The sequence below is a fragment of the Micromonospora sp. WMMD712 genome, from assembly GCF_029581295.1.
GTDB lineage: Bacteria > Actinomycetota > Actinomycetes > Mycobacteriales > Micromonosporaceae > Micromonospora > Micromonospora carbonacea.
The window spans coordinates 6,754,104-6,774,401 of record NZ_CP120743.1 but is presented as its reverse complement, the minus strand read 5'-3'; the positions used below and the strand labels follow the sequence as shown (position 1 = coordinate 6,774,401).

General features: G+C 74.6%; 20 protein-coding genes. 6 read left to right on the top strand and 14 right to left on the bottom strand.

Annotated features, from left to right (window positions below; all coding sequences use genetic code 11):
- Nucleotides 1–47: 47 nt before the first annotated feature.
- The 4 genes from dxs to O7633_RS29305 form a co-directional block, all read right to left on the bottom strand.
- Complete coding sequence (gene dxs, locus O7633_RS29320; protein ID WP_074473988.1) at nucleotides 48–1,979, bottom strand: 1-deoxy-D-xylulose-5-phosphate synthase; 1,932 nt, start codon at nucleotides 1,977–1,979, stop codon at nucleotides 48–50.
- Between the two features lie 73 nt (nucleotides 1,980–2,052).
- The gene (locus tag O7633_RS29315) at nucleotides 2,053–3,216 is read right to left on the bottom strand and encodes an anhydro-N-acetylmuramic acid kinase (RefSeq protein WP_282324696.1); all 1,164 of its coding nucleotides are present in this window, start codon (nucleotides 3,214–3,216) and stop codon (nucleotides 2,053–2,055) included.
- 146 nt (nucleotides 3,217–3,362) lie between these two features.
- A complete protein-coding gene (locus O7633_RS29310) occupies nucleotides 3,363–4,820 on the bottom strand; it encodes a TRAM domain-containing protein (protein WP_282324695.1) in 1,458 nt (485 codons plus the stop codon).
- Nucleotides 4,817–6,889, bottom strand: coding sequence for an APC family permease (locus O7633_RS29305; protein ID WP_282324694.1), 2,073 nt, complete (start codon nucleotides 6,887–6,889; stop codon nucleotides 4,817–4,819). Before O7633_RS29305 ends, O7633_RS29310 begins: the two co-directional genes overlap by 4 nt.
- 162 nt (nucleotides 6,890–7,051) lie before the next feature.
- Here O7633_RS29305 and O7633_RS29300 point away from each other — a divergent pair, with 162 nt between their 5' ends.
- Nucleotides 7,052–7,717, top strand: coding sequence for a TrkA family potassium uptake protein (locus O7633_RS29300; RefSeq protein WP_278133190.1), 666 nt, complete (start codon nucleotides 7,052–7,054; stop codon nucleotides 7,715–7,717).
- Between the two features lie 2 nt (nucleotides 7,718–7,719).
- The gene (locus O7633_RS29295) at nucleotides 7,720–8,409 is read left to right on the top strand and encodes a TrkA family potassium uptake protein (protein ID WP_282324693.1); all 690 of its coding nucleotides are present in this window, start codon (nucleotides 7,720–7,722) and stop codon (nucleotides 8,407–8,409) included.
- Nucleotides 8,410–8,531: 122 nt separating this feature from the next.
- Here O7633_RS29295 and O7633_RS29290 read toward each other — a convergent pair whose 3' ends face one another.
- From O7633_RS29290 to dut, 4 genes are all read right to left on the bottom strand, one after another.
- A complete protein-coding gene (locus O7633_RS29290; RefSeq protein WP_278133188.1) occupies nucleotides 8,532–9,239 on the bottom strand; it encodes a DUF3159 domain-containing protein in 708 nt (235 codons plus the stop codon).
- 31 nt (nucleotides 9,240–9,270) lie between these two features.
- Complete coding sequence (locus tag O7633_RS29285; protein WP_278133186.1) at nucleotides 9,271–9,654, bottom strand: OB-fold nucleic acid binding domain-containing protein; 384 nt, start codon at nucleotides 9,652–9,654, stop codon at nucleotides 9,271–9,273.
- A 177-nt stretch (nucleotides 9,655–9,831) separates the two neighbouring features.
- Nucleotides 9,832–10,467 (bottom strand): DUF3710 domain-containing protein, encoded by a 636-nt coding sequence (locus tag O7633_RS29280; protein ID WP_282324692.1) that lies wholly within the window; start codon nucleotides 10,465–10,467, stop codon nucleotides 9,832–9,834.
- A gap of 25 nt (nucleotides 10,468–10,492) precedes the next feature.
- Nucleotides 10,493–10,999 carry a dUTP diphosphatase gene (dut, locus tag O7633_RS29275; RefSeq protein WP_282324691.1) on the bottom strand — a complete coding sequence of 169 codons (507 nt, stop codon included), beginning with the start codon at nucleotides 10,997–10,999 and terminating at the stop codon, nucleotides 10,493–10,495.
- Between the two features lie 83 nt (nucleotides 11,000–11,082).
- Between dut and O7633_RS29270 the strand changes: the two genes are divergently transcribed.
- Complete coding sequence (locus O7633_RS29270; protein WP_282324690.1) at nucleotides 11,083–11,571, top strand: DUF3093 domain-containing protein; 489 nt, start codon at nucleotides 11,083–11,085, stop codon at nucleotides 11,569–11,571.
- A 57-nt stretch (nucleotides 11,572–11,628) separates the two neighbouring features.
- Here O7633_RS29270 and O7633_RS29265 read toward each other — a convergent pair whose 3' ends face one another.
- Together O7633_RS29265 and O7633_RS29260 are read right to left on the bottom strand one after the other, a co-directional pair.
- Nucleotides 11,629–12,570 (bottom strand): hypothetical protein, encoded by a 942-nt coding sequence (locus O7633_RS29265; RefSeq protein ID WP_282324689.1) that lies wholly within the window; start codon nucleotides 12,568–12,570, stop codon nucleotides 11,629–11,631.
- Between the two features lie 230 nt (nucleotides 12,571–12,800).
- Nucleotides 12,801–13,097, bottom strand: a complete 297-nt coding sequence (locus tag O7633_RS29260; protein WP_007075406.1) for a DUF4193 domain-containing protein — start codon at nucleotides 13,095–13,097, stop codon at nucleotides 12,801–12,803.
- Nucleotides 13,098–13,531: 434 nt separating this feature from the next.
- Between O7633_RS29260 and O7633_RS29255 the strand changes: the two genes are divergently transcribed.
- Nucleotides 13,532–14,047, top strand: coding sequence for a LytR C-terminal domain-containing protein (locus O7633_RS29255; RefSeq protein WP_178063931.1), 516 nt, complete (start codon nucleotides 13,532–13,534; stop codon nucleotides 14,045–14,047).
- A gap of 32 nt (nucleotides 14,048–14,079) precedes the next feature.
- Here the strand turns inward: O7633_RS29255 and O7633_RS29250 are convergent, their stop codons facing one another.
- Nucleotides 14,080–14,895 carry an inositol monophosphatase family protein gene (locus O7633_RS29250; RefSeq protein WP_282324688.1) on the bottom strand — a complete coding sequence of 272 codons (816 nt, stop codon included), beginning with the start codon at nucleotides 14,893–14,895 and terminating at the stop codon, nucleotides 14,080–14,082.
- A 287-nt stretch (nucleotides 14,896–15,182) separates the two neighbouring features.
- On the opposite strand from O7633_RS29250, the gene O7633_RS29245 reads away from it, so the two are divergent.
- Nucleotides 15,183–16,784 carry an RNA polymerase sigma factor gene (locus tag O7633_RS29245; protein ID WP_074474067.1) on the top strand — a complete coding sequence of 534 codons (1,602 nt, stop codon included), beginning with the start codon at nucleotides 15,183–15,185 and terminating at the stop codon, nucleotides 16,782–16,784.
- Nucleotides 16,785–17,029: 245 nt separating this feature from the next.
- Nucleotides 17,030–17,263: a hypothetical protein gene (locus O7633_RS29240; protein WP_074474066.1), complete on the top strand. Its 234-nt coding sequence runs from the start codon at nucleotides 17,030–17,032 to the stop codon at nucleotides 17,261–17,263.
- 84 nt (nucleotides 17,264–17,347) lie between these two features.
- On the opposite strand, the gene O7633_RS29235 is transcribed toward O7633_RS29240, so the two are convergent.
- From O7633_RS29235 to O7633_RS29225, 3 genes are all read right to left on the bottom strand, one after another.
- Nucleotides 17,348–19,081, bottom strand: a complete 1,734-nt coding sequence (locus O7633_RS29235) for a DEAD/DEAH box helicase (protein ID WP_178063928.1) — start codon at nucleotides 19,079–19,081, stop codon at nucleotides 17,348–17,350.
- 223 nt (nucleotides 19,082–19,304) lie between these two features.
- Entirely contained in the window at nucleotides 19,305–19,955 is a 651-nt protein-coding gene (locus O7633_RS29230; protein WP_278133173.1) for a TRIC cation channel family protein, read from the bottom strand.
- 40 nt (nucleotides 19,956–19,995) lie between these two features.
- Complete coding sequence (locus O7633_RS29225) at nucleotides 19,996–20,214, bottom strand: DUF3039 domain-containing protein (RefSeq protein ID WP_278133171.1); 219 nt, start codon at nucleotides 20,212–20,214, stop codon at nucleotides 19,996–19,998.
- Between the last annotated feature and the right edge of the window lie 84 nt (nucleotides 20,215–20,298).

Here is a 20,298-nt window from a genome sequence, read left to right as displayed (position 1 = left end):
GGGCCCCTTCTCGACGCCAGGCGTTAAGAAGGGGCCCTTCCTTGCACTCAGTTGGGCAGGCGGACCGGCTCGGACTGCTGCGCGTCGAGGCGGGAGATCCAGCCGGTGACGTCGCGGGCCACGTCCTGCGCGGTGAGGCCCAGGTCGGCGAGGATCTGCGCGCGGGTGCCGTGCGGGTGCCAGTCGGCCGGCACCCCCAGGTCCCGCAGCGGCACCCGGACGTCGGCGTCCCGCATCGCCTGGGCGAGGGCGTCGCCGACGCCGCCGACGCGCACGCCGTCCTCGACGGTGACGACGAGCCGGTGGCCGGCGGCCAGCTCGACCAGCTCGGCGGGGACCGGGCGCACCCAGCGCGGGTCGACCACGGTCACCCCGTAGCCCTGCTCGGCGACCCGGGCGGCGACCTCCATGCCGAGGTGGCCGAACGAGCCGACCGCGACCAGCAGCACGTCGGCGCGGTCCGCCTCGGCCAGCACGTCGACCGGGCCGACCCGGCGCACGGCCGGCAGGTCGGCGGCGACGGTGCCGGTCGGGAACCGCACGACGGTCGGTCCGTCGTCCACGGCGATCGCCTCGCGCAGCTCCTCGCGCAGGGTCGCCGCGTCCCGGGGAGCGGCGATGCGCAGGCCCGGCACCACCCCGAAGACGGACATGTCCCAGATGCCGTAGTGGCTCGGCCCGTCCGGGCCGGTGATCCCGGCCCGGTCCAGCACGAACGTCACCGGCAGCTTGTGCATCGCCACGTCCAGCAGGACCTGGTCGAAGGCCCGGTTGAGGAACGTCGCGTAGACCGCCACCACGGGGTGCAGCCCGCCGAGGGCCAGCCCGGCCGCCGAGGTGGCCGCGTGCTGCTCGGCGATGCCGACGTCGTAGACCCGGTCGGGGTGCTTGCGGGCCAGCTTGGCGATGCCGGTCGGCTCGGCCATCGCGGCGGTGATGCCCACCACGTCGGGCCGGGCGTCGGCGATCGCGACCAGCTCGTCGGCGAAGACGCCGGTCCACTTCACCGACGGGGCGGCGACCAGCTTGCCGGTCGCCACGTCGAACGCGCCGGGGCCGTGGAAGCAGTCGGCCTCGTCCTCCTCCGCCGGCCGGTAGCCGTAGCCCTTGCGGGTCACCGCGTGCACGATCACCGGGCCGCCGAAGTGCTTCGCCGCCCGCAGCGCCGACTCGACCGCCGCCACGTCGTGCCCGTCGACCGGGCCGACGTACTTGATGCCCAGGTCCTCGAACATGGCCTGCGGGGCGACCGCGTCCTTGATGCCCTTCTTGACGGCGTGCAGCACCTCGTACATGGGACGGCCGACCAGCGGCGTCGAGCCGAGGGCGTCCTTGACGGTGTCGAGGACCTTCTCGTAGCCGGGGTTGAGCCGCAGCGACGACAGGTGGTCGGCGAGGCCGCCGATGGTCGGCGCGTACGACCGGCCGTTGTCGTTGACGACGATCACCAGGGGGTTGCCGGAGGTGGCGATGTTGTTCAGCGCCTCCCAGCACATGCCGCCGGTCAGCGCCCCGTCGCCGACGACGGCCACCACGGAGCGCGCCTCGCCGCGCAGCGCGTACGCCTTGGCCAGCCCGTCGGCGTAGGACAGGGCGGTGGAGGCGTGCGAGTTCTCGATCAGGTCGTGCTCGCTCTCGGCCTGGCTTGGGTAGCCGGAGAGGCCGCCGCGCTGGCGCAGCCTGTCGAAGCCGTCCTGCCGGCCGGTGAGGATCTTGTGCACGTACGCCTGGTGGCCGGTGTCGAACAGGAGCCGGTCCCGGGGGGAGTCGAAGACCCGGTGCATCGCCAGTGTCAGCTCCACCACACCCAGGTTGGGGCCGACGTGCCCGCCGGTGCGGGAGACCTTGGCGATCAGGAAGTCACGGATCTCGGCGGCGAGGATGTCCAGCTGCTCGGCGGTCATCCGCTTCACGTCCTGCGGACCCCGCACCGTGGCCAGCAGCCGGCCGTGGTTGGCCGTGTCCTCTTCAGCACTCATGAGCGAAGAGTCTATCGGCCGCCCGGTAGTCCGCAGCCTGGCCGGTGAACGACCCCGCTGACCGGGTGCGCAGTCAGGAGACGATCACCATGCGGCGGGGCGGGGCGACCGGCGGGGCGTGCCGGGCCGGGCCGGCCGGCGTCCAGGAGCCCAGCACGGTCGCCGTGCGGGCCCCGGTCACCGACGGGACCGCACCCGGCAGGCCGTGCCAGGACAGCCAGCCGAGCAGGGCGAACGCGTACGCCTCCTTGGCCTGGGCCGGCACCCCCAGCTCGTCGCTGGTCCGCAGCCGCCACCGGCCCGCGCCGAGGGCGGCCAGCCGGCCCCACAGGGTGCGGTTGCGCACCCCGCCCCCGGCGGCGACGACCTCGGCCACCTGGTGCCGGTCGCACGCGGCGGCCACCGTCCGGGCCGTCAGCTCGGTCAGCGTGGCCAGCACGTCGTCGGCGGCCACGGGCGCGCCGAGCGCGGCGAGCCGCTCGTCGAGGTACCCGGCGTGGAACAGCTCCTTGCCGGTGGACTTGGGCGGCGGCGCGGCGTAGTACGGCTCGGCGAGCAGCAGCTCCAGCAGCCCGGGGTGCACCCGCCCCGCCGCCGCCCGGGCCCCGTCGAGGTCGCAGGGACGGCCGAGGAACCGCCGGGCCGCCGCGTCCAGCAGCGCGTTGGCTGGGCCCACGTCGTACCCGAGGGTCGGCGCGCCGGGGGCGACCACGGTGAGGTTGGCGATGCCGCCCAGGTTGAGCGCCGCCCGGGGCGGGCCGTCCTCGCCGCCCAGCAGCAGCGCGTCGAACGCCGGCACCAGGGGCGCGCCCTGCCCGCCGGCGGCGACGTCGGCCGCGCGCAGGTCCGACAGCACCGGCGCGCCCACCCGCGCGGCCACCCGGGCCGGCGCGCCGAGCTGGAGGGTGCCGCGCACGGTGCCGCCGTCGACCCAGTGGAACACGGTCTGCCCCGGCGAGACGACCGCGTCGACCCGCCCGCCGGCCAGCTCCACGCCGCGCGCCGCCGCGTCGGCGAACACCTCACCGAGCCGGTTGTCCAGCCGGCAGACCGCCTCGATCGTGGTCGGGTGCGGCGGCAGCACCGCCTGGATCTGCGCCCGCAGCCCCGCGTCGTGGTCGAGGCCGAGATGCCCGAGCGGCCGCAGCCGCAGCGTCTCTCCGTCGACGGCGAACTCGGCGGCGACGACGTCCACCCCGTCGTACGACGTCCCCGACATCAACCCCACGATCCGCATGTAAGGAAGGGCCCCCTGTTAACGCTTTCTGTATAGGAAGGGCCCCCTGCAATCAACCCCGCGCGCCGCGCACCGCGCGCCGCGCACCGCGCGCCGGGCGCCGCGCGCCGGGCGCCGCGCGCCGGGCGCCGCGCGCCGGGCGCCGGTCACCGACCGGGTCGCAGGAGGCCGACCAGCTCGACGTGCCGGGTCATCGGGAACAGGTCGAAGCCGCGCAGCCCCGCCAGCTCCCAGCCGGCCTCGGCGAAGGTGCGCACGTCCCGGGCGAAGGCGGCCGGGTCACAGGCCACGTAGGCCACGGCGCGCGGCCCGGCCGCGACCACGTCCCGCACCACCCGCGCGCCGGCCCCGCTGCGCGGCGGGTCCAGCACCACCAGGTCCACCGGGCCGGTGATCCGGCGGCGGGCCAGGGCGGTCTCCACCCGGGCCGCCACCACCTCGACGCCGGGCAGGTCCCGCAGGTTGTCCCGGGCGGCGGCGACGCCCGCGCCGGCGGACTCCACGACGGTGACCCGGGCGGCCGGGCCGACCCGGGCGGCCACGGCGGCGGCGAACAGCCCCGCCCCGCCGTAGAGGTCCCAGGCCGACTCGCCCGGCCGCGGGTCGAGCAGGTCGAGCACCGCGTCGACCAGGGTGTCGGCCGCCGCCGGGTGCACCTGCCAGAAGCCGGACGCCGGCAGCGTCCACTCCCGGCCGGCGGCCACCTCCCGGACGGTCTGCGGCCCGGCGGCGGGCGGGGCGACGGCCGGGCCGGTCAGGGCGGCGGGCGGGGCAGCCGGGCCGTCGGGCGGGGCGGTCAGGCCGTCGAGCGGGGCGGCGGGCAGGGCAGCCGGGGCGGCGGGCGGGGCGGTCGCAGCGGCGTCGGGGGGCAGGGCGGTGACGGTGACGTCGCCGCCGGTCGAGGCGACCGCCTCCACCGCCTCGGCCGCCGGCCAGGGCCGCCCCAGCACCGGCAGCGCCTGGATCGCCGGGTGGGCGATGAGGCAGCGGTCGACCGGCACCACCTCGTGCGAGCGGTGCTTGAGCAGCCCGGCGCGGCCGGCGGCGTCGACCGCGTACCGGACCCGGGAGCGCCAGCCGAGCGGCCCGCCGGGCAGCGCGGCGACCCGGACCCCGAGCCGGTCGATCTCCGCGTCGGTGAGGCCGGCGAGGCGGCGCAGCTGCTCGCGGACCACCGCGGCCTTCCAGTCGAGCTGGGCCGCGGGCGCGACGTGCTGGAGGTCGCAGCCGCCGCAGAGACCCGGTTTCGCGTACGGGCAGGGCGGCGCGACCCGCTGCGGCGCGGCGTCGAGCACCGTCACCGCGTCGGCGCGGACGAACCCGCGGTGCACCTCGGTGACCTCGGCCACCACCCGCTCGCCGGGCAGCGCGTGCCGGACGAAGACCACCTGCCCGTCGACGCGGGCCACGCAGTGCCCGCCGGGGGCGACGGCGTCGACGGTCAGCTCGACCCGCTCGGCCTCCTCCAGCCCCCGCCGCTCGGCCTCGCCCCGCCCGACGCCCGCCGGACGACCGTCGCCGCCCGCGCCGGCCCGGGAGGCGCCTCCACCGGCCCGGGAGGCGCCCTCACCGGCACGGGGCGCGGCCACGCCCGGCCGGGTCATCGCCGGTCCCCCTCGGTCGGGCCGCGCTCGCCGGGCGGGGCGGAGGCCACCGGCGGCACCGGCGGGGGCAGGGTGCTGCGCGGGGCGACCCGGGGGCCGCGCGCCGGGCCCCGGGTCAGCGTCGCGTCGAGCCGGTCGAGGTTCTTGCCGGCGGTGGAGGCGAGCTGCCACGGCACGCTGGTGACCATGACGCCCGGCTCGAACAGCAGCCGCCCCTTGAGGCGCAGCGCGCTCTGGTTGTGCAACAGGTTCTCCCACCAGCGTCCGACGACGTACTCGGGAATGAAGACCGTGACCACGTCGCGCGGCGACTCCCGGCGGGTGTTGGCCACGAAGTCGAGGATCGGCCGGGTGATCTCCCGGTACGGCGAGTCGACCACGGTCAGCGGCACCGGCAGCTCCCGCCGCTCCCAGTCGGCCTGGAGGTCCCGGGTGTCCTTCTCGTCGACGTTCACCGTCACCGCGGTCAGCGTGTCCGGGCGGGTGGCCCGGGCGTACGCGATGGCCCGCAGCGTCGGCTGGTGCAGCTTGCTGACCAGCACGATGGCGTGGTTGCGGGCGGGCAGCACGCCCCGGACCTCGGTCGGCTCCAGCTCGGCGGCGACCCGGTCGTAGTGCCGCCGGATGGCCAGCATCAGCACGTAGAGCACCGCCATCGCGGCGATGGCGATCCACGCGCCGAGCAGGAACTTGGTGATCAAAACGATGACCAGCACCGCGGCGGTCATCACCATGCCGAAGGCGTTGATCGCCCGGGACCGGATCATCCGGCGGCGGGCCTGCGGGTCCCGCTCGGTGCGCAGGTGCCGGTTCCAGTGCCGGATCATGCCGGCCTGGGAGAGGGTGAACGAGACGAAGACGCCGACGATGTAGAGCTGGATGAGCCGCGTCACCTCGGCCTGGAACCCGACGATCAGCACGATCGCGGCGACGGCGAGGAAGACGATGCCGTTGGAGAACGCCAGCCGGTCGCCCCGGGTGTGCAGCTGCCGGGGCAGGTAGCGGTCCTGGGCGAGGATGCTGCCGAGCACCGGGAAGCCGTTGAACGCGGTGTTCGCGGCGAGGAAGAGGATCAGGGCGGTCATCCCGGCGACCACGTACAGCAGCACCGACCCGGAGCCGAAGACCGTCTCGCCGAGCTGGGCGGTGACGGTCTTCTGCACGTATCCGTCGGGGCCGGAGAGGATCTGCAGGTTCGGGTCCTCGACGAACTGGAGGCCGGTGAGCCGGGCCAGCCAGATGATGCCGACGAGCATGCTCACCGCGATGGTGCCGAGCAGCAGCAGGGTGGTGGCGGCGTTGCGGCTCTTCGGGGCCTTGAACGCGGGCACCCCGTTGGAGATCGCCTCCACGCCGGTGAGCGCGGCGCAGCCGGAGGAGAAGGTCCGCAGCAGCAGGAAGACCAGGGCGAACCCGGTGACGCTGTGCTCGGCCTGGATCTCCAGGCCGGCGCTGGGCGCGCGCAGGTCGTGGCCGAGGACGAAGTACCGGACCAGGCCGGTGACGATCATGCCGCCGATGACGATCACGAAGCCGTACGTCGGGATGGCGAACGCGGTGCCGGACTCGCGCAGGCCGCGCAGGTTCATCGCGGTGAGCAGCACCACCGCGCTGACGGCGATGAGCACCTTGTGGGTGGCCACGAACGGCACCACCGACCCCAGGTTGGCCACGCCGGAGGAGACCGACACGGCCACGGTGAGCACGTAGTCGACGAGCAGCGCGCTGGCCACCGCGAGGCCGGCCCGGGGGCCGAGGTTGACGGTGGCCACCTCGTAGTCGCCGCCGCCGGAGGGGTAGGCGTGCACGTTCTGCCGGTAGCTGGCCACCACCGTGAGCATCACCACCACCACGGCGAGGGCGATCCACGGCGAGAAGAGGAACGCCGACGCGCCCGCGATGGAGAGCGTCAGCAGGATCTCGTCGGGGGCGTACGCCACGCTGGAGAGGGCGTCGGAGGCGAAGACCGGCAGCGCGATGCGCTTCGGCAGGAGGGTGTGCTGGAGCCGGTCGGACCGGAACGGTCGACCGACGAGCAGCCGCTTCAGCAGCGAGGTGGGACTGGCCACAAGCGCTAAGGGTACGACGACGGTTCCGTGGTCACCCGGGGGTGGCGGGGCGGCGGCTCCGACAGGGCGGAGTACCGTCGTCCCCCGCCGGTAACCCCGACGTGGCAGGCTCGCAGGCGAGGGGTCGACGGCGGGCGGATGCGCGCACCTTGGGAGGGACACGTGCATGTCGTGATCATGGGCTGTGGCCGGGTCGGGTCGACCCTGGCCCAGAGCCTGGAGGCCCGGGGGCACTCGGTGGCGGTGATCGACCAGGACGCCGACGCGTTCCGCCGGCTCAGCCCGGACTTCGCGGGCATCACGGTCACCGGCGCGGGCTTCGACGGCGAGGTGCTCCGGCAGGCCGGCATCGAACGGGCGGACGCCTTCGCGGCGGTCTCCAGCGGCGACAACTCCAACATCATCTCGGCCCGGTTGGCCCGCGAGACGTTCGGCGTCTCCCGGGTCGCCGCGCGCATCTACGACCAGCGCCGGGCCCAGGTCTACGAGCGGCTGGGCATCCCGACCGTGGCCACCGTGCGGTGGACGGCCGACCGGATGCTGCGCCACCTGGTGCCCGAGGGCAACGTGGAGATCTTCCGGGATCCGACCAGCACCGTCTCGATCGTCGAGGTGCCGGTGCACAAGGACTGGATCGGCCGGCCGCTGGGGGCGCTGGAGGAGGCGAGCGGGGCGCGGGTGGCCTACCTGATCCGCTTCGGCATCGGCACCCTGCCCACCGGCTCCACCGCCGTGCAGGAGGGCGACCAGGTCTTCATGCTGGTCACCGACGACATCGTGACGTCGGCGACCTCGGTGGCGGGCAGCCCGCCGGAAGGAGCGCACTGAGCATGCGGATCGCCATCGCCGGCGCCGGCAACGTGGGCCGCTCGATCGCGCAGGAGCTGATCGACAACGGCCACCAGGTGATGCTGATCGAGCGCCAGCCCCGGATGCTGCGGCCCGACCGGGTGCCGGCGGCCGAGTGGGTGCTCGCCGACGCCTGCGAGCTGGCCAGCCTGGAGGAGGCCGACGTCGCCGGCTGCGACGTGGTGGTCGCGGCGACCGGGGACGACAAGGTCAACCTGGTGGTGTCGCTGCTGGCCAAGACCGAGTTCGCGGTGCCCCGGGTGGTGGCCCGGGTCAACCGGGCCGAGAACGAGTGGCTGTTCACCGAGCAGTGGGGCGTCGACGTCGCGGTGAGCAAGCCGCGGGTGATGGCGGCCCTGGTCGAGGAGGCGGTGACCGTCGGCGACCTGGTGCGGCTGATGACGTTCCGGCAGGGCGAGGCGAACCTGGTGGAGATCACGCTGCCGCCGACCGCGCCGTACGTCGGGCAGCCGATCCACGCCGTGCCGCTCCCCCGCGACGCCGCCCTGGTGGCCATCCTGCGCGGCAAGCGGGTGCTGGTGCCCAGCCCGGACGACCCGATCGAGGCCGGCGACGAGCTGATCTTCGTGTGCACGGCGGAGGTGGAGGACGACGTCCGCGCGGTGATCCTCGGCACGGACAGCATCGAGCGGACCCGCGGCGCGAGCTGAGCCCCGGCCGGGGCGACGCTCGGCGCATCGGCACCCTCGGAGGATCGGCGCGGGTCCCGGGTGGGTCGGTGGCCGCCGCGCCCGGAGGATCGGCGCGGGCCCGTGGCCGCCGCCGCGGGGGCTCAGCCGCCGGGCAGGGGCTCCGGGGCCGCCGTGGCCTCCTGCCCCGCCTCCCGCTCGCGCGTCACCCGGCGCACCGTCCAGACGGTGATCAGCAGCAGCAGCGCGTACGGCGGGTAGCCCAGCGCCAGCCGGGCCACGCCGAGCGCGGTGTCCTGGTGGGCGAGGTAGAGCCCGGCCTGCACGCCGACCTTGGCCAGCCACACCACGCCCCACAGGACGGTGAGCTGGGTGAAGGTGCGCACGAGGCGGGGGTCGTCCCGCCACTCGGAGCGCCCCTTGGCCACCAGCACCGACCAGATCCAGCCCACGAGGGGCTGCCTGACCGCCGCCGAGACCAGCAGCGCCAGCCCGTAGCCGATGCCGTAGAGGATGCCGGGGAGGTAGAAGTCGCGCTCGTCGCCGGTGCGCCAGGCGATGGCCGCGCCGATGCCGACGCCGACCAGGCCGTTGACCGCGTGCCGCACCGGCCGGCGCTGGACCAGCCGCAGCGCGGCGATGAGCAGCGCCACGGCCACCGAGGCGATGACGGCGGGGCGCAGCTCGCCGACGATGTTGGCGACGACGAAGACGACCACCGGGATGCTCGACTCGACCAGCCCACGCCAGCCGCCGAGCTGGTCGGCCATCTGCTCGGCGAGGGTCGGCAGCGGCGCCTCGTCCTCCGGGCCGGCGCCGGGCTCGGTCGCCCGCTGGGCTCCGGTGGTCATCGTGGCCCTCCCGTCGGGGTCGTGCGCGTCGTCACTTCGGCGGCTCCAACTCGTAGTACGGGTTGTAGATGACCTTGCGGTCGTCGCGCACCGCCACCCGGCCCCGGGCGGTGAGGTGCCGGCCCGGCTCGATGCCGGCGATGTGCCGCCGCCCGAGCCAGACCAGGGTCACCACGTCGCTGCCATCATATAGATCAGCTTCGAGGGTGGGGAGGTTCGTCCGGGGGGTGTAGACGACCGTGCGCAGCCGGCCGTTGACGCAGACGACCTGACCCCGCGCGCACTGCCGGGCCGGCACGCCGCCGGACTCGGCGCTCTCCCGGCGCAGCTCCTGCGCCTCGATCTCGGCCTCGCTCGCGGTGAGCCGGTGCAGCAGCCGCCGGAACGAGACCCGGCCGCCCTCGTCGGTCGTCATGACCGCCTCAACCCCTCCTCCGCCGGCAGGCCGCGCCGGCACCGGTCCGGCCTGCGCGGGCGAGGCCGTCCCGCCAGCGTACGCCGGCCGGCGCGCGGCCGGGAGCGGCGGCCCGCCCCGGACCGGGCCGGCGGCGGCGCGCCGACGGCGGGCCCGGGCGGGCCGGGCGACGCCCGATCAGGCCTCGACGGGCGGGGCGGCCTGCTCGGCGACCTCGCGCGGCAGGCGCAGCGGCAGCGGCTCGCGCACCGGCTTCGCCTCCTGGCCGCGGTCGACGACGAGCCCGTCCAGACACTCGCGCAGCGGGCCGGCGGCGGACGGGTCGGTCGCGGCGGCGCCCTGGTAGACGCCGCGCACCATCCAGCGGGGGCCGTCGATCCCGACGAACCGCAGGTCGGTCAGGCCGTCCGGGGTGCGCACCCGGGCGTGCAGCTCCGGGCCGTACTCGCCCTGCGCCTCCTGGGCCGCCGCGCCGTCGTTGAACAGCGACTGCCGGATCTCCTCCCGCACCTCGTCCCAGATGCCCTCGGAGCGGGGCGCGGCGAAGACGCCGAGCTGGAGCGCGCTCTGCCCGTGCACCAGCACGACCTGCTGGATCACGCCCTCCGGGTCGGCCTGCACCCGCACCTCCACGTCGGCCACCGCCGGGATGTGCAGGCTGCCCAGGTCGAGCCGCTGCACCCCGTCGGGGGCCTCGGAGACGTCGTACGGGCCGCGCGCCGGGGCCTCGGCGGCGGAGCCGTCGACGACCTCGGCGGACCGCTCGTCACGGACCTGCCGACCGTCACCGGCCCGCTTTCGGGAGAAGATCACTGCACCCACCCTCCGCTGTTCGCACTCACCCTGCCACCTCTTCCGGCTGCCCGCCGGCCCGGTCCGCCGGCGGCGGGACGAGCCCGGCGTGCCCGCCGGTCGAGCCGTGCCCGCCGACGCCCCGCCGGGACGGCGGCAGCTCGGCCACCGGCCGGAAATCGGCCCGTGCCACCCGCTGCACAACGAGTTGCGCGATCCGATCGCCACGGGCGATCTTCGCCGGTGTCTCCCGATCATGATTGATCAGGTTGACGAGGATCTCACCCCGGTAGCCGGCGTCGACCGTACCGGGCGCGTTGAGCACCGTCACGCCGAGCCTCGCCGCCAGGCCCGACCGCGGGTGCACCAGGCCCACGTACCCCTCGGGGAGGGCGATCGCCAGCCCGGTCGGCACCAGGGCCCGGCCACCGGGGGGCAGCTCCACGTCCGCGGCGGCCACCAGGTCCGCCCCGGCGTCGCCGGGATGGGAGTACGCCGGCAGCGGCAGCTGCGGGTCGAGCTGCCGCACGGGCACGGGTACGTCGTCGGTCACGGTCTTCCTCTTCCGTCCGTTTCGCGGGGTGCCCCGTCATCCTGCCGGGTCAGCCGGCCGCCGTGCGCCGTACCCTGGCAGGAGTGAGCCGATCGCCCGCCCCGACGCCCGCCGCCACCGCCACCCACCATGCGGAGCGGCTCAGCCTGCCGTGGTGGCTCTGGCTGGCCGGGCCGGCCCTCGGCGGCTTCCTCGCGCTGGAGCTGTGGCTGGGCGCGGGCGGCGTGCGCGCCTGGCTGCCGTTCGTGGTGCTGCTGCCGGCGACCGTGGGCGCCCTGTGGTGGCTGGGCCGGATCCGCGTCGTCGTGGCCGACGGCGAGCTGCGGGTGGACGACGCCCGCCTGCCCGTGCGGTTCGTGGCCGACGCCGTCCCGTTGGACGCCGCCGGTCGCCGCGAGGTGCTCGGTGTCGGGGCGGACCCGCTCGCCTTCGTGGTGCAGCGCCCCTGGATCAGCGGGGCGGTCCAGGTGGTGCTGGACGACCCGGCCGACCCCACCCCGTTCTGGGTGGTCAGCACCCGCGACCCGGTACGCCTGGCCGCCGCGCTCCTCGCCGCCCGCGACGCCCGCTGAGGCGGCGTCGGGGCGGAGCGGGCGTCAGGGCCGGACGGCGTCAGGGCAAGGCGGGCGTCAGGGCAGGGCGGGCGGCGGGCCGGGCAGCTCGCGCCGCTGCCGGCCGAGGTCCTTGCGGAGCTGCTCGCCGAGGGCCCGGGTGGCCCGCCGGTTGAGATAGCTGGCGACCGCCGCCCCGGTGAGGAACGGGCCGAGCGTGGTCAGGTTGCGCCCGAAGCGCTTGAGCAGGGTGTCCCGCAGCTCCTTGCGGGCCGCCGTGCCGAGCACCGCGCTGACGCCGACACCGGGCAGCATCGGGTTGACCCCCCGCTGGCTGGCCCAGGACTGCACGACGGCCACCGTCCGCTGGGTGCCTCCGGCGGGCAGCGGGGCGCCGTACACCTCGTGCAGCTCGCCGATCAGCTTCAGCTCGACGGCCACCACGGCGACCGTCTCGGCGGCCAGCAGCACCGGCGCGGAGAGCAGGGTCGGCGTGACCGCCCACTCGACGGCCGCGACTCCCCCGCCGGCGGCGCCGATCGCGGCGGTCGTCCGGGCGGCGTTGCGGACCAGCCGGTCGGCGAGGGCCTCGTCGTCCAGGCCGGGGAAGTGCCGGCGCAGGGTGGCCAGGTCCCGGATCGGCACGTGCGGGGCGACGTCGGCGACCGCGTCGGTCATCCAGCGGACGGCGGCGCGCGGCTTGAACAGGTCGGCGAGGCCCCGGCCGCGGACCTGGCCGACCAGCCGGGTCAGCAGTTGCCGCCGGCGGGCCGGCGCGATGTCGTCGGCGGTCAGCGCGGCGACGGTCGCGCCCAGTTCCTCCCCCGCGCCGGCGCCGCCCGGCGGGGCGGTCTCCGGCCCGGTGTCGTCGCCGTCGGGCGCAGCGGTCTCCGGCCCGGTGCGGTCGCCGCCGGGCGGAGCGAGCGCGGACCCGCTGCGGTCGCCGGCCGGCGGCGCGGTCTCCGGCCCGCCGACGCCGTCGCTGGCGGGCCGCCCGCCGTCGTCGTTGTGTTCGACCATGCGTCGACCTCCCGGGTGCGTCGGCGGGTGGGGGAACCGTCCTGACGAGTCAAGCAGTTCCCCGCCACCGGCGCACGGCGGTGCCGTGGGCCGGTGGCGCACCGGCGGGTGTGGACGTGCCCGACGCCGGCGACTCCCACAGCGGCGGCCTCACCGATGAGGCCGCCGCTGATGTCGCCGGGTCGAGGCGTGGAGATCCCCCGTTGAGGCGCTGGTGTGCCGTGTCGCGGTCAGACGCACTCGCGGCAGATCAGCTCGCCGTTGCGCTCGACCGCCAGCTGGCTGCGGTGGTGGACCAGGAAGCAGCGGGCGCATCGGAACTCGTCCTGCTGCATCGGTAGCACCTTGACCGTGAGCTCCTCGTCGGCCAGGTCAGCGCCGGGGAGCTCGAAGCTCTCGGCCACCTCGGCCTCGTCGACGTCCACGGCGCCCGACTGTGAGTCGACCCGCCGGGCCTTGAGCTCTTCCAGGCTGTCCTCGCCGAGGTCGACCTCGTCGCGACGCGGGGCGTCGTAGTCGGTGGCCATCGGTTTCACTCTCCCATATCGATATGGTCGCTCCCGGTTGTAACGCCGGAAGGCGCTGTTTCGGTTCCACTGCCGGCCACCAACTTTTGTCGGTCACCCGACCCGGCCACCGGCCGAACCGGGTCCGCCAGAGAAACTCCCCCAGCGAGCGCGGTACCTTACCCCCCTCGGGCGAGGCATGTATACCGCCCTCGCGGCTCAGATGTACGCCCCAGACCTCGAAGTTGTTCCCAATGTGACTCAGGCGACACGAAGATAGGGGTAGTACTACCCGCTTCCCGGTTGGCGCGCCGGCATGTCGGACTGTTTCCACGCGACCGCCGGACAACCGTTAGCCTCAGCGGCGTACTCGGCGGCCGGCGGGGCGGCCCACCCGTCCCCGGCCGCCGCCACCCAATCACCGTCCGGGGAGCGCCAGGATGAGCTTTGCGCGAGTGCGAGCACTCGTAGTCGTCGGTCTGCTGGCGGTCGTCGCCCTGGTCATCGTGGTCGTGGCCGTGGTCCGCGACACCCAGGGCAAGGGCGGCGCGGCCGCCGGCTGCCCCGAGGGCGCGCCGCTGGCGGACGTGACCCTGCACGAGAACAAGGACGTGAAGATCAACGTCTACAACGCCACCGACGAGCCGGGCCTCGCCAAGAAGGTGGCGGACGACTTCCGCAACCGCAAGTTCCAGGTGAAGAAGGAGGGCAACGCCAAGCAGCAGCTCGACGGCGTCGCCGTCCTGCAGTACGGCCCGAAGGGCGTCGGCTCCGCCCACCTGCTGCGCGCGTACTTCCTCAACAACGCCGAGCCGAAGTTCGACATCAAGCGCAAGGACGACACGGTCGACGTGGTCCTGGGCAACAACTTCGCCCAGCTCGCCACGACCACCGAGGTCAACCAGTCCCTCGGCGACCTGGGCGCCCCGGTCGCCCCGGCCGGCACCTGCCCGATGCCCGTCGACAAGTGACGGGGCCGGCCGACCCGGCCGCCTCCGGGCGGTCAGGGGCCGCCCGAGGCGTCCAGGTCGGCCAGCCGGTCGTGCAGCGGCGCGAAGAGCGCCGGCGGGGCCGCGATCACCAGGTCCGGGCCCGCCGGCCGCCCGCCGAGGCCGCCGACCAGCAGCCCGGCCTCGGTGCCGACCAGCGCCCCGGCCGCGTGGTCCCAGAGGTTCAGGCCCTTCTCGTAGTACGCGTCCAGCCGCCCCTCGGCGGCCAGGCAGAGGTCCACCGAGGCGGCGCCCTGCCGGCGCACGTCCCGCACGTGGCCGATCAGCCCCGCGAGCACCCGGGCCTGGTGGGCCCGGCGGGCCGGGTCGTAGCCGAAGCCGGTGGCGACCAGCGCCTGCCCGAGGTCGGTCTCGGCCGAGCAGCGCAGCCGCTCCCCGGCCCGGTACGCGCCGCCCCCGGCGGTGGCCGTCCACTCGTCGCCGGTGAACACGTTGCGCACCACGCCCGCGACCACCTCGCCGTCGACCTCGGCGGCCAGCGACACCGCGCAGTACGGCAGCCCGTACAGGTAGTTGACCGTCCCGTCGATCGGGTCGACGATCCAGCGCACCCGGGCCGCCGGGGTGGCGTCGCCCGCGCCGTACTCCTCCCCGAGGACGCCGTCGTGCGGGCGGAGCCGGCGCAGCGCGTCGAGCACCTGCCGCTCGACGGCCCGGTCGGCGGCGGTGACGACGTCGGTGACGGTGGACTTGGTGGCGGCCACCGACACGCCCTCGGCCCACATCCGGTGTGCGGTCGCCGCCGCGGCCCGGACGACATCGACGGCGATCTCCAGCAGTTCCCCGGGTGGCGGCACGGCGCGGTCCATAGGTTCGTCCCCTTCCCGCACGACCGGACCCGTCCGGGTCGCGCGCGAGTATCATCCTTACAAAGTCCACATCTGCGCCCAATCGGCGGTCCCGTCAGTCGGTCCGCCGTGCGGCGCAGGATGATCGCGGCAGACGGCGTTACAATTCACCCTGCCCACGCGCCACGGACCGCCAGCCACCGGCCGGCCCGGGACACGGGGGTCCCTCAACGACATCGCCCGGCACCGTGTTCCATGCCGCGTCGGGCAACCCGGCCGTGCTCGCTCTTCGCCTCCGGAAGGTCTTCGTGACAGAACCCCGCCAGACCGGCGCCGACGTTCGCTCGCTCACCGACACCCTGATCGCCCACGCGCAGAGCGCCGGCGGCCAGCTCACGTCGGCCCAGCTCGCGCGCACCGTCGAGTCCGCCGAGGTGACTCCGGCCCAGGCCAAGAAGATCCTGCGTGCGCTCGCGGAAGCGGGGGTGACCGTGGTCGTCGACGGCTCGGCCAGCCCGCGCCGCCGGGTCGCCGCCGCCCGGTCCGCCACCCCGGCGTCCCGGGCCACCACCGCCAAGACCACGAAGAAGGTGGCCGCGCCCGCCCCGAAGCAGGCGCCGGCCGCCGACGACGCCCCCGCGCCGGCGCCCCGGAAGGCCGCCGCGCGCAAGGCGACGACCGAGGCGGTCGCGAAGGCCGCCGTCCCGGCGAAGGTCGCGCGGCCCACGCGGGCCACCAAGGCGACGGTGGCCGCCGCCGCGGGCAAGCCGGCCAAGGCCGCCGGCAAGCCGAAGGGCGAGGGCGCCGAGGGCGACATCGACCCGGAGGAGCTCGCCGCCGAGATCGAGGACGTGGTGGTCGAGGAGCCGGCGGAGCTGGCCCAGGCCGCCGCGGCCGACGCCGCCAGTTCCGCCACCGACAACGACTTCGAGTGGGACGACGAGGAGTCCGAGGCGCTCAAGCAGGCGCGTCGCGACGCCGAGCTGACCGCCTCCGCCGACTCCGTGCGGGCCTACCTCAAGCAGATCGGCAAGGTGCCCCTGCTCAACGCCGAGCAGGAGGTGGAGCTCGCCAAGCGGATCGAGGCGGGCCTCTACGCCGCCGAGCGGCTGCGCGCCGCCGAGGAGGGCGAGGAGAAGCTGGTCCGGGAGATGGTCCGCGACCTCGGCTGGATCTCCCGCGACGGCGAGCGGGCCAAGAACCACCTGCTGGAGGCCAACCTGCGGCTGGTGGTGTCGCTGGCCAAGCGCTACACCGGCCGGGGCATGGCGTTCCTCGACCTCATCCAGGAGGGCAACCTCGGCCTGATCCGGGCGGTCGAGAAGTTCGACTACACCAAGGGCTACAAGTTCTCCACGTACGCGACCTGGTGGATCCGGCAGGCGATCACCCGGGCGATGGCCGACCAGGCCCGCACCATCCGCATCCCGGTGCACATGGTCGAGGTGATCAACAAGCTCGGCCGGATCCAGCGCGAGCTGCTTCAGGACCTGGGCCGCGAGCCCACCCCGGAGGAGCTGGCCAAGGAGATGGACATCACACCCGAGAAGGTGCTGGAGATCCAGCAGTACGCTCGGGAGCCCATCTCGCTCGACCAGACCATCGGCGACGAGGGCGACAGCCAGCTCGGCGACTTCATCGAGGACTCGGAGGCCGTCGTCGCGGTCGACGCCGTCTCGTTCTCCCTGCTCCAGGACCAGCTCCAGCAGGTGCTCCAGACGCTGTCGGAGCGCGAGGCGGGCGTGGTCCGGCTCCGCTTCGGCCTGACCGACGGCCAGCCGCGCACGCTGGACGAGATCGGTCAGGTCTACGGCGTGACCCGGGAGCGGATCCGGCAGATCGAGTCGAAGACGATGTCGAAACTGCGTCACCCGTCGCGGTCACAGGTTCTCCGTGACTACCTGGACTGACCCGAGTTCGTCAACCGCACGTGTCGCTTTGATCACCAGGCGTACAACACTCGATGGTGATCGGCCGGTTGCACGATTGTGATCGTTGACGTGGCACCCTTGGTGCACGGCACACTGTTGCCGCCAGGTGTGACCTCGGTCCCCCGCGGGCACACAGGGAAGGCAAGACCCTCGTCGGGTGTTGCACGATAGGTGAGCAACGACCGACGAGATTGTTCATCGGTGACGACCAGAGGAGGAAGGCGATGACCCCGACCCTCACGCCGCCGCCCGAGACGGTGGCTCCCCCAGCCGCCGATGAACGGTGCGACCGCTGCAACGCTGCCGGCAAGCTCCGTATCACTCTGGCGGGCGGGAGCGAGCTGGTGTTCTGTGGGCACCACGCGAACAAGTACGCGGAGGATCTCGTGAAGATCACCGTGCGCTTCGCGACGGACCCCGAGTTCAGCTGGCGTGGCGCCGATCTGATGGCGAACTGACCGCAGAAGTCCGCATACCGACCACAAGCCGGCCGGAGGCGCCCCACGGGCCCCTCCGGCCGGCTTGACCGTTTCGAACCTCCGTCACAGGGTCTGGACGGTGGCGATCCGCTCCTCCAGTTGTTCGATCGTGGCCTGCGCGCTGGGCGGGCCGCCGCAGAGGCGGCGCAGCTCGGCATGGATCTTGCCGTGCGGCAGACCGGTCCGGTGGTGCCGCGCGGCCACGAGGGCGTTCAGCTGCCGCCGTAGCGCCACCCGACGCTGGGCGGCGCTCATGGGCTGAGGTGGGGCCGCCGTGGCGGCAGGGGCCGGCTCAGCGGCCCGCTCGGTGGCCCTGCGGCGCTGGGCCGCCAGCTGCTCGGCCTGCCGCTTGGTGAGCAGCAGGGAGACCTGGTCGGCGGTGAGCAGACCGGGCAGCCCCAGGTATTCCTCCTCCTCGGGCGTGCCGGCCTGGGCGGCGGTGCCGAAGGACGCGCCGTCGAAGATCACCTGGTCCAGCTCGGCCGTGGCGGACAGGGCCGCGAACCGCTTCTCCAGCTCCCCGCTGGCCTGGTCGTCGCGCTGGGCGCGCTCCAGCAGGTCGTCGTCGAACCCCTCGCGGTCCTTCGGCTTGCCGAGCACGTGGTCCCGCTCGGCCTCCATCTCGCTGGCCAGCCCGAGCAGGTGCGGGACGCTGGGCAGGAACACCGACGCGGTCTCCCCCGGGCGGCGGGCCCGGACGAACCGGCCGATGGCCTGGGCGAAGTAGAGCGGGGTGCTGGCGCTGGTCGCGTAGACGCCGACCGCCAGGCGGGGGATGTCGACGCCCTCGGAGACCATCCGGACCGCCACCAGCCAGCGCTGCTCGGACGCCGCGAACGTCGCGATCCGGGCGGACGCGCCCTGGTCGTCGGAGAGGACCACCGCGGCCTTCTCGCCCGTGAGCCGCTCGATCAGCTTCGCGTACGAGCGGGCGGTCTGCTGGTCGCTGGCGATGATCAGCCCGCCGGCGTCGGGCATCCCCGCGTTGCGCAGCACGGTCAGCCGGGCGTCGGCGGCCCGCAGGACCTGCGGCATCCAGTCGCCGGCCGGGTCCAGGGCGGTACGCCACGCCTGGGCGACGAGGTCCTGCGTCATCGGCTCGCCCAGCCGGGCGGCCAGCTCGTCCCCGGCGTTCGTCCGCCACCGGGTCTCCCCGGAGTACGCCAGGAACAGCACCGGCCGGACCACGTTGTCGCGCAGCGCGTCGGCGTAGCCGTAGACGGCGTCGGCGCGGGAGCGCAGCAGGCCGTCGCCGCCGCGCTCGTAGGTGACGAACGGGATCGGGTTGTCGTCCGAGCGGAACGGGGTGCCGGTGAGCATCAGCCGGCGCACGGCGGGCTCGAACGCCGCCTTCACCCCGTCGCCCCAGGTGCGGGAGTCGCCGGCGTGGTGGATCTCGTCGAGGATGACCAGGGTGCGCCGGGTCATGGTGCGCCGCCGGTGCACCTGCGGCGCCATGCCCACCTGGGCATAGGTGACCACCGCGCCGTGGAAGTCGGCGGAGGAGTGCAGGTCGGCGTTGCGGAACGCCGCGTCGAGCTGGATGCCGACCCGGGCCGCCGCCTGCGCCCACTGGGTCTTCAGGTGCTCGGTGGGTGCGACCACGGTGACCGCCTCGACGGTGCCGTCGGCGAGCAGCTCGGCGGCGATCCGCAGGGCGAAGGTGGTCTTGCCGGCCCCCGGGGTGGCGACCGCGGTGAAGTCGTCGGTGCGTCGCCGCAGGTACTCCACCAGCGCCTTGCGCTGCCAGGCACGCAGGGGCGGGAACGTCTCGAGCGCCGGCGTCCGGGCTGCCACGCGTCAGGCTCCTCTCCGACCGCGCGACGGCGGGCCCCGGTCGAGGGCCACGGGTGCCGCCGCCCATGAAAAGGCCCTCGCGCATCGGGTGCCGCGAAGGCCGGATCAGCATAACCAGCGCGGGCCGGCGGGCCCAGGCGACGCCACGCTGGTCACATCGACACCGCCCGCCACCACCACGACCGGCGATCCAGCGCTCACCCTGGGTCAGCGCCGACCGTCGTCACGAGGCGGGTCCCCGGGTGCCGGTGCGGGGCGGGCGCAGCGCGGCCACCGGGGCGGACCAGCGCCGCCGCAGTGACACCAGGCGCAGCGCGAAGACGAACACCGCCGCGGCGGTCAACCCGGCGGCGTCGGCCCGCCCGAACGCGTCGAGCAGCGCCACGGCGACCGCCCCGGCGAGGGCCGCCACCGCGTAGATCTCCCGGCGCAGCACCACGGGGATCTCGCCGGTGAGCAGGTCCCGGCCGAGCCCGCCGCCGATGGCGGTGAGCATGCCGAGCAGGCACGCGCCGACGGCCGGCACGCCGGCGTCGAGCGCCTTGAGGGTGCCGGTGACGGTGAACAGCCCGAGGCCGGCGGCGTCGAGCACCAGCACGGTGGTGCGCAGCCGGGCGAGCCTGGGGTGCAGCCAGAAGGTGGCGGCGGCGGTGAGCGCGGCCGTGGCCGCGTACCGCCAGTCGGCGAAGGCCAGCGGCGGCACCTCGTTGATCACCAGGTCGCGGAGGATCCCGCCGCCGAGCGCGGCGACGAAGCCGACGAACACGACGCCGAACAGGTCGAGGCGCTTGGCCACCGCCGCGGAGGCCCCGGAGGCGGCGAAGACGGCCACCCCGGCCAGGTCGGCCAGGAGCAGGGCGGTGGAGGTGGTCACCGCCGAAGGTTACGTGGGCGGCCGGAGGGGCCGCCCGTGGTCACTCGCCCCAGGAGTCGTAGATCTCCTTGCACTTCGGGCAGACCGGTGAGCCCGGCTTGGCGGCCTTGGTCACCGGGAACTTCTCCCCGCACAGCGCGACGACGAAGGTGCCCATGACGGCACTCTCGGCGATCTTGTCCTTACGGACGTAGTGGAACATCTCGGGACCGGTGTCGGCATCCTGCAGGTCCGGACGTTCGAGAACCTGTGTGTTCACTTCTGCACCTCCGACTTTCCAGTCTGGCAGGTCGACCTGGCCGGGTCCACCGTAGGCCGCCCCTTCCCGGCCCGTACCGTAACG

What these genes read in the sequence shown, in the direction of transcription:
- dxs (WP_074473988.1), bottom strand. Translation starts at nt 1,979, where the DNA reads ATGAGTGCTGAAGAGGACACGGCCAACCACGGCCGGCTGCTGGCCACG.
- O7633_RS29315 (WP_282324696.1), bottom strand. Translation starts at nt 3,216, where the DNA reads ATGCGGATCGTGGGGTTGATGTCGGGGACGTCGTACGACGGGGTGGAC.
- O7633_RS29310 (WP_282324695.1), bottom strand. Translation starts at nt 4,820, where the DNA reads ATGACCCGGCCGGGCGTGGCCGCGCCCCGTGCCGGTGAGGGCGCCTCC.
- O7633_RS29295 (WP_282324693.1), top strand. Translation starts at nt 7,720, where the DNA reads ATGCGGATCGCCATCGCCGGCGCCGGCAACGTGGGCCGCTCGATCGCG.
- O7633_RS29290 (WP_278133188.1), bottom strand. Translation starts at nt 9,239, where the DNA reads ATGACCACCGGAGCCCAGCGGGCGACCGAGCCCGGCGCCGGCCCGGAG.
- O7633_RS29285 (WP_278133186.1), bottom strand. Translation starts at nt 9,654, where the DNA reads ATGACGACCGACGAGGGCGGCCGGGTCTCGTTCCGGCGGCTGCTGCAC.
- O7633_RS29265 (WP_282324689.1), bottom strand. Translation starts at nt 12,570, where the DNA reads ATGGTCGAACACAACGACGACGGCGGGCGGCCCGCCAGCGACGGCGTC.
- O7633_RS29260 (WP_007075406.1), bottom strand. Translation starts at nt 13,097, where the DNA reads ATGGCCACCGACTACGACGCCCCGCGTCGCGACGAGGTCGACCTCGGC.
- O7633_RS29250 (WP_282324688.1), bottom strand. Translation starts at nt 14,895, where the DNA reads ATGGACCGCGCCGTGCCGCCACCCGGGGAACTGCTGGAGATCGCCGTC.
- O7633_RS29240 (WP_074474066.1), top strand. Translation starts at nt 17,030, where the DNA reads ATGACCCCGACCCTCACGCCGCCGCCCGAGACGGTGGCTCCCCCAGCC.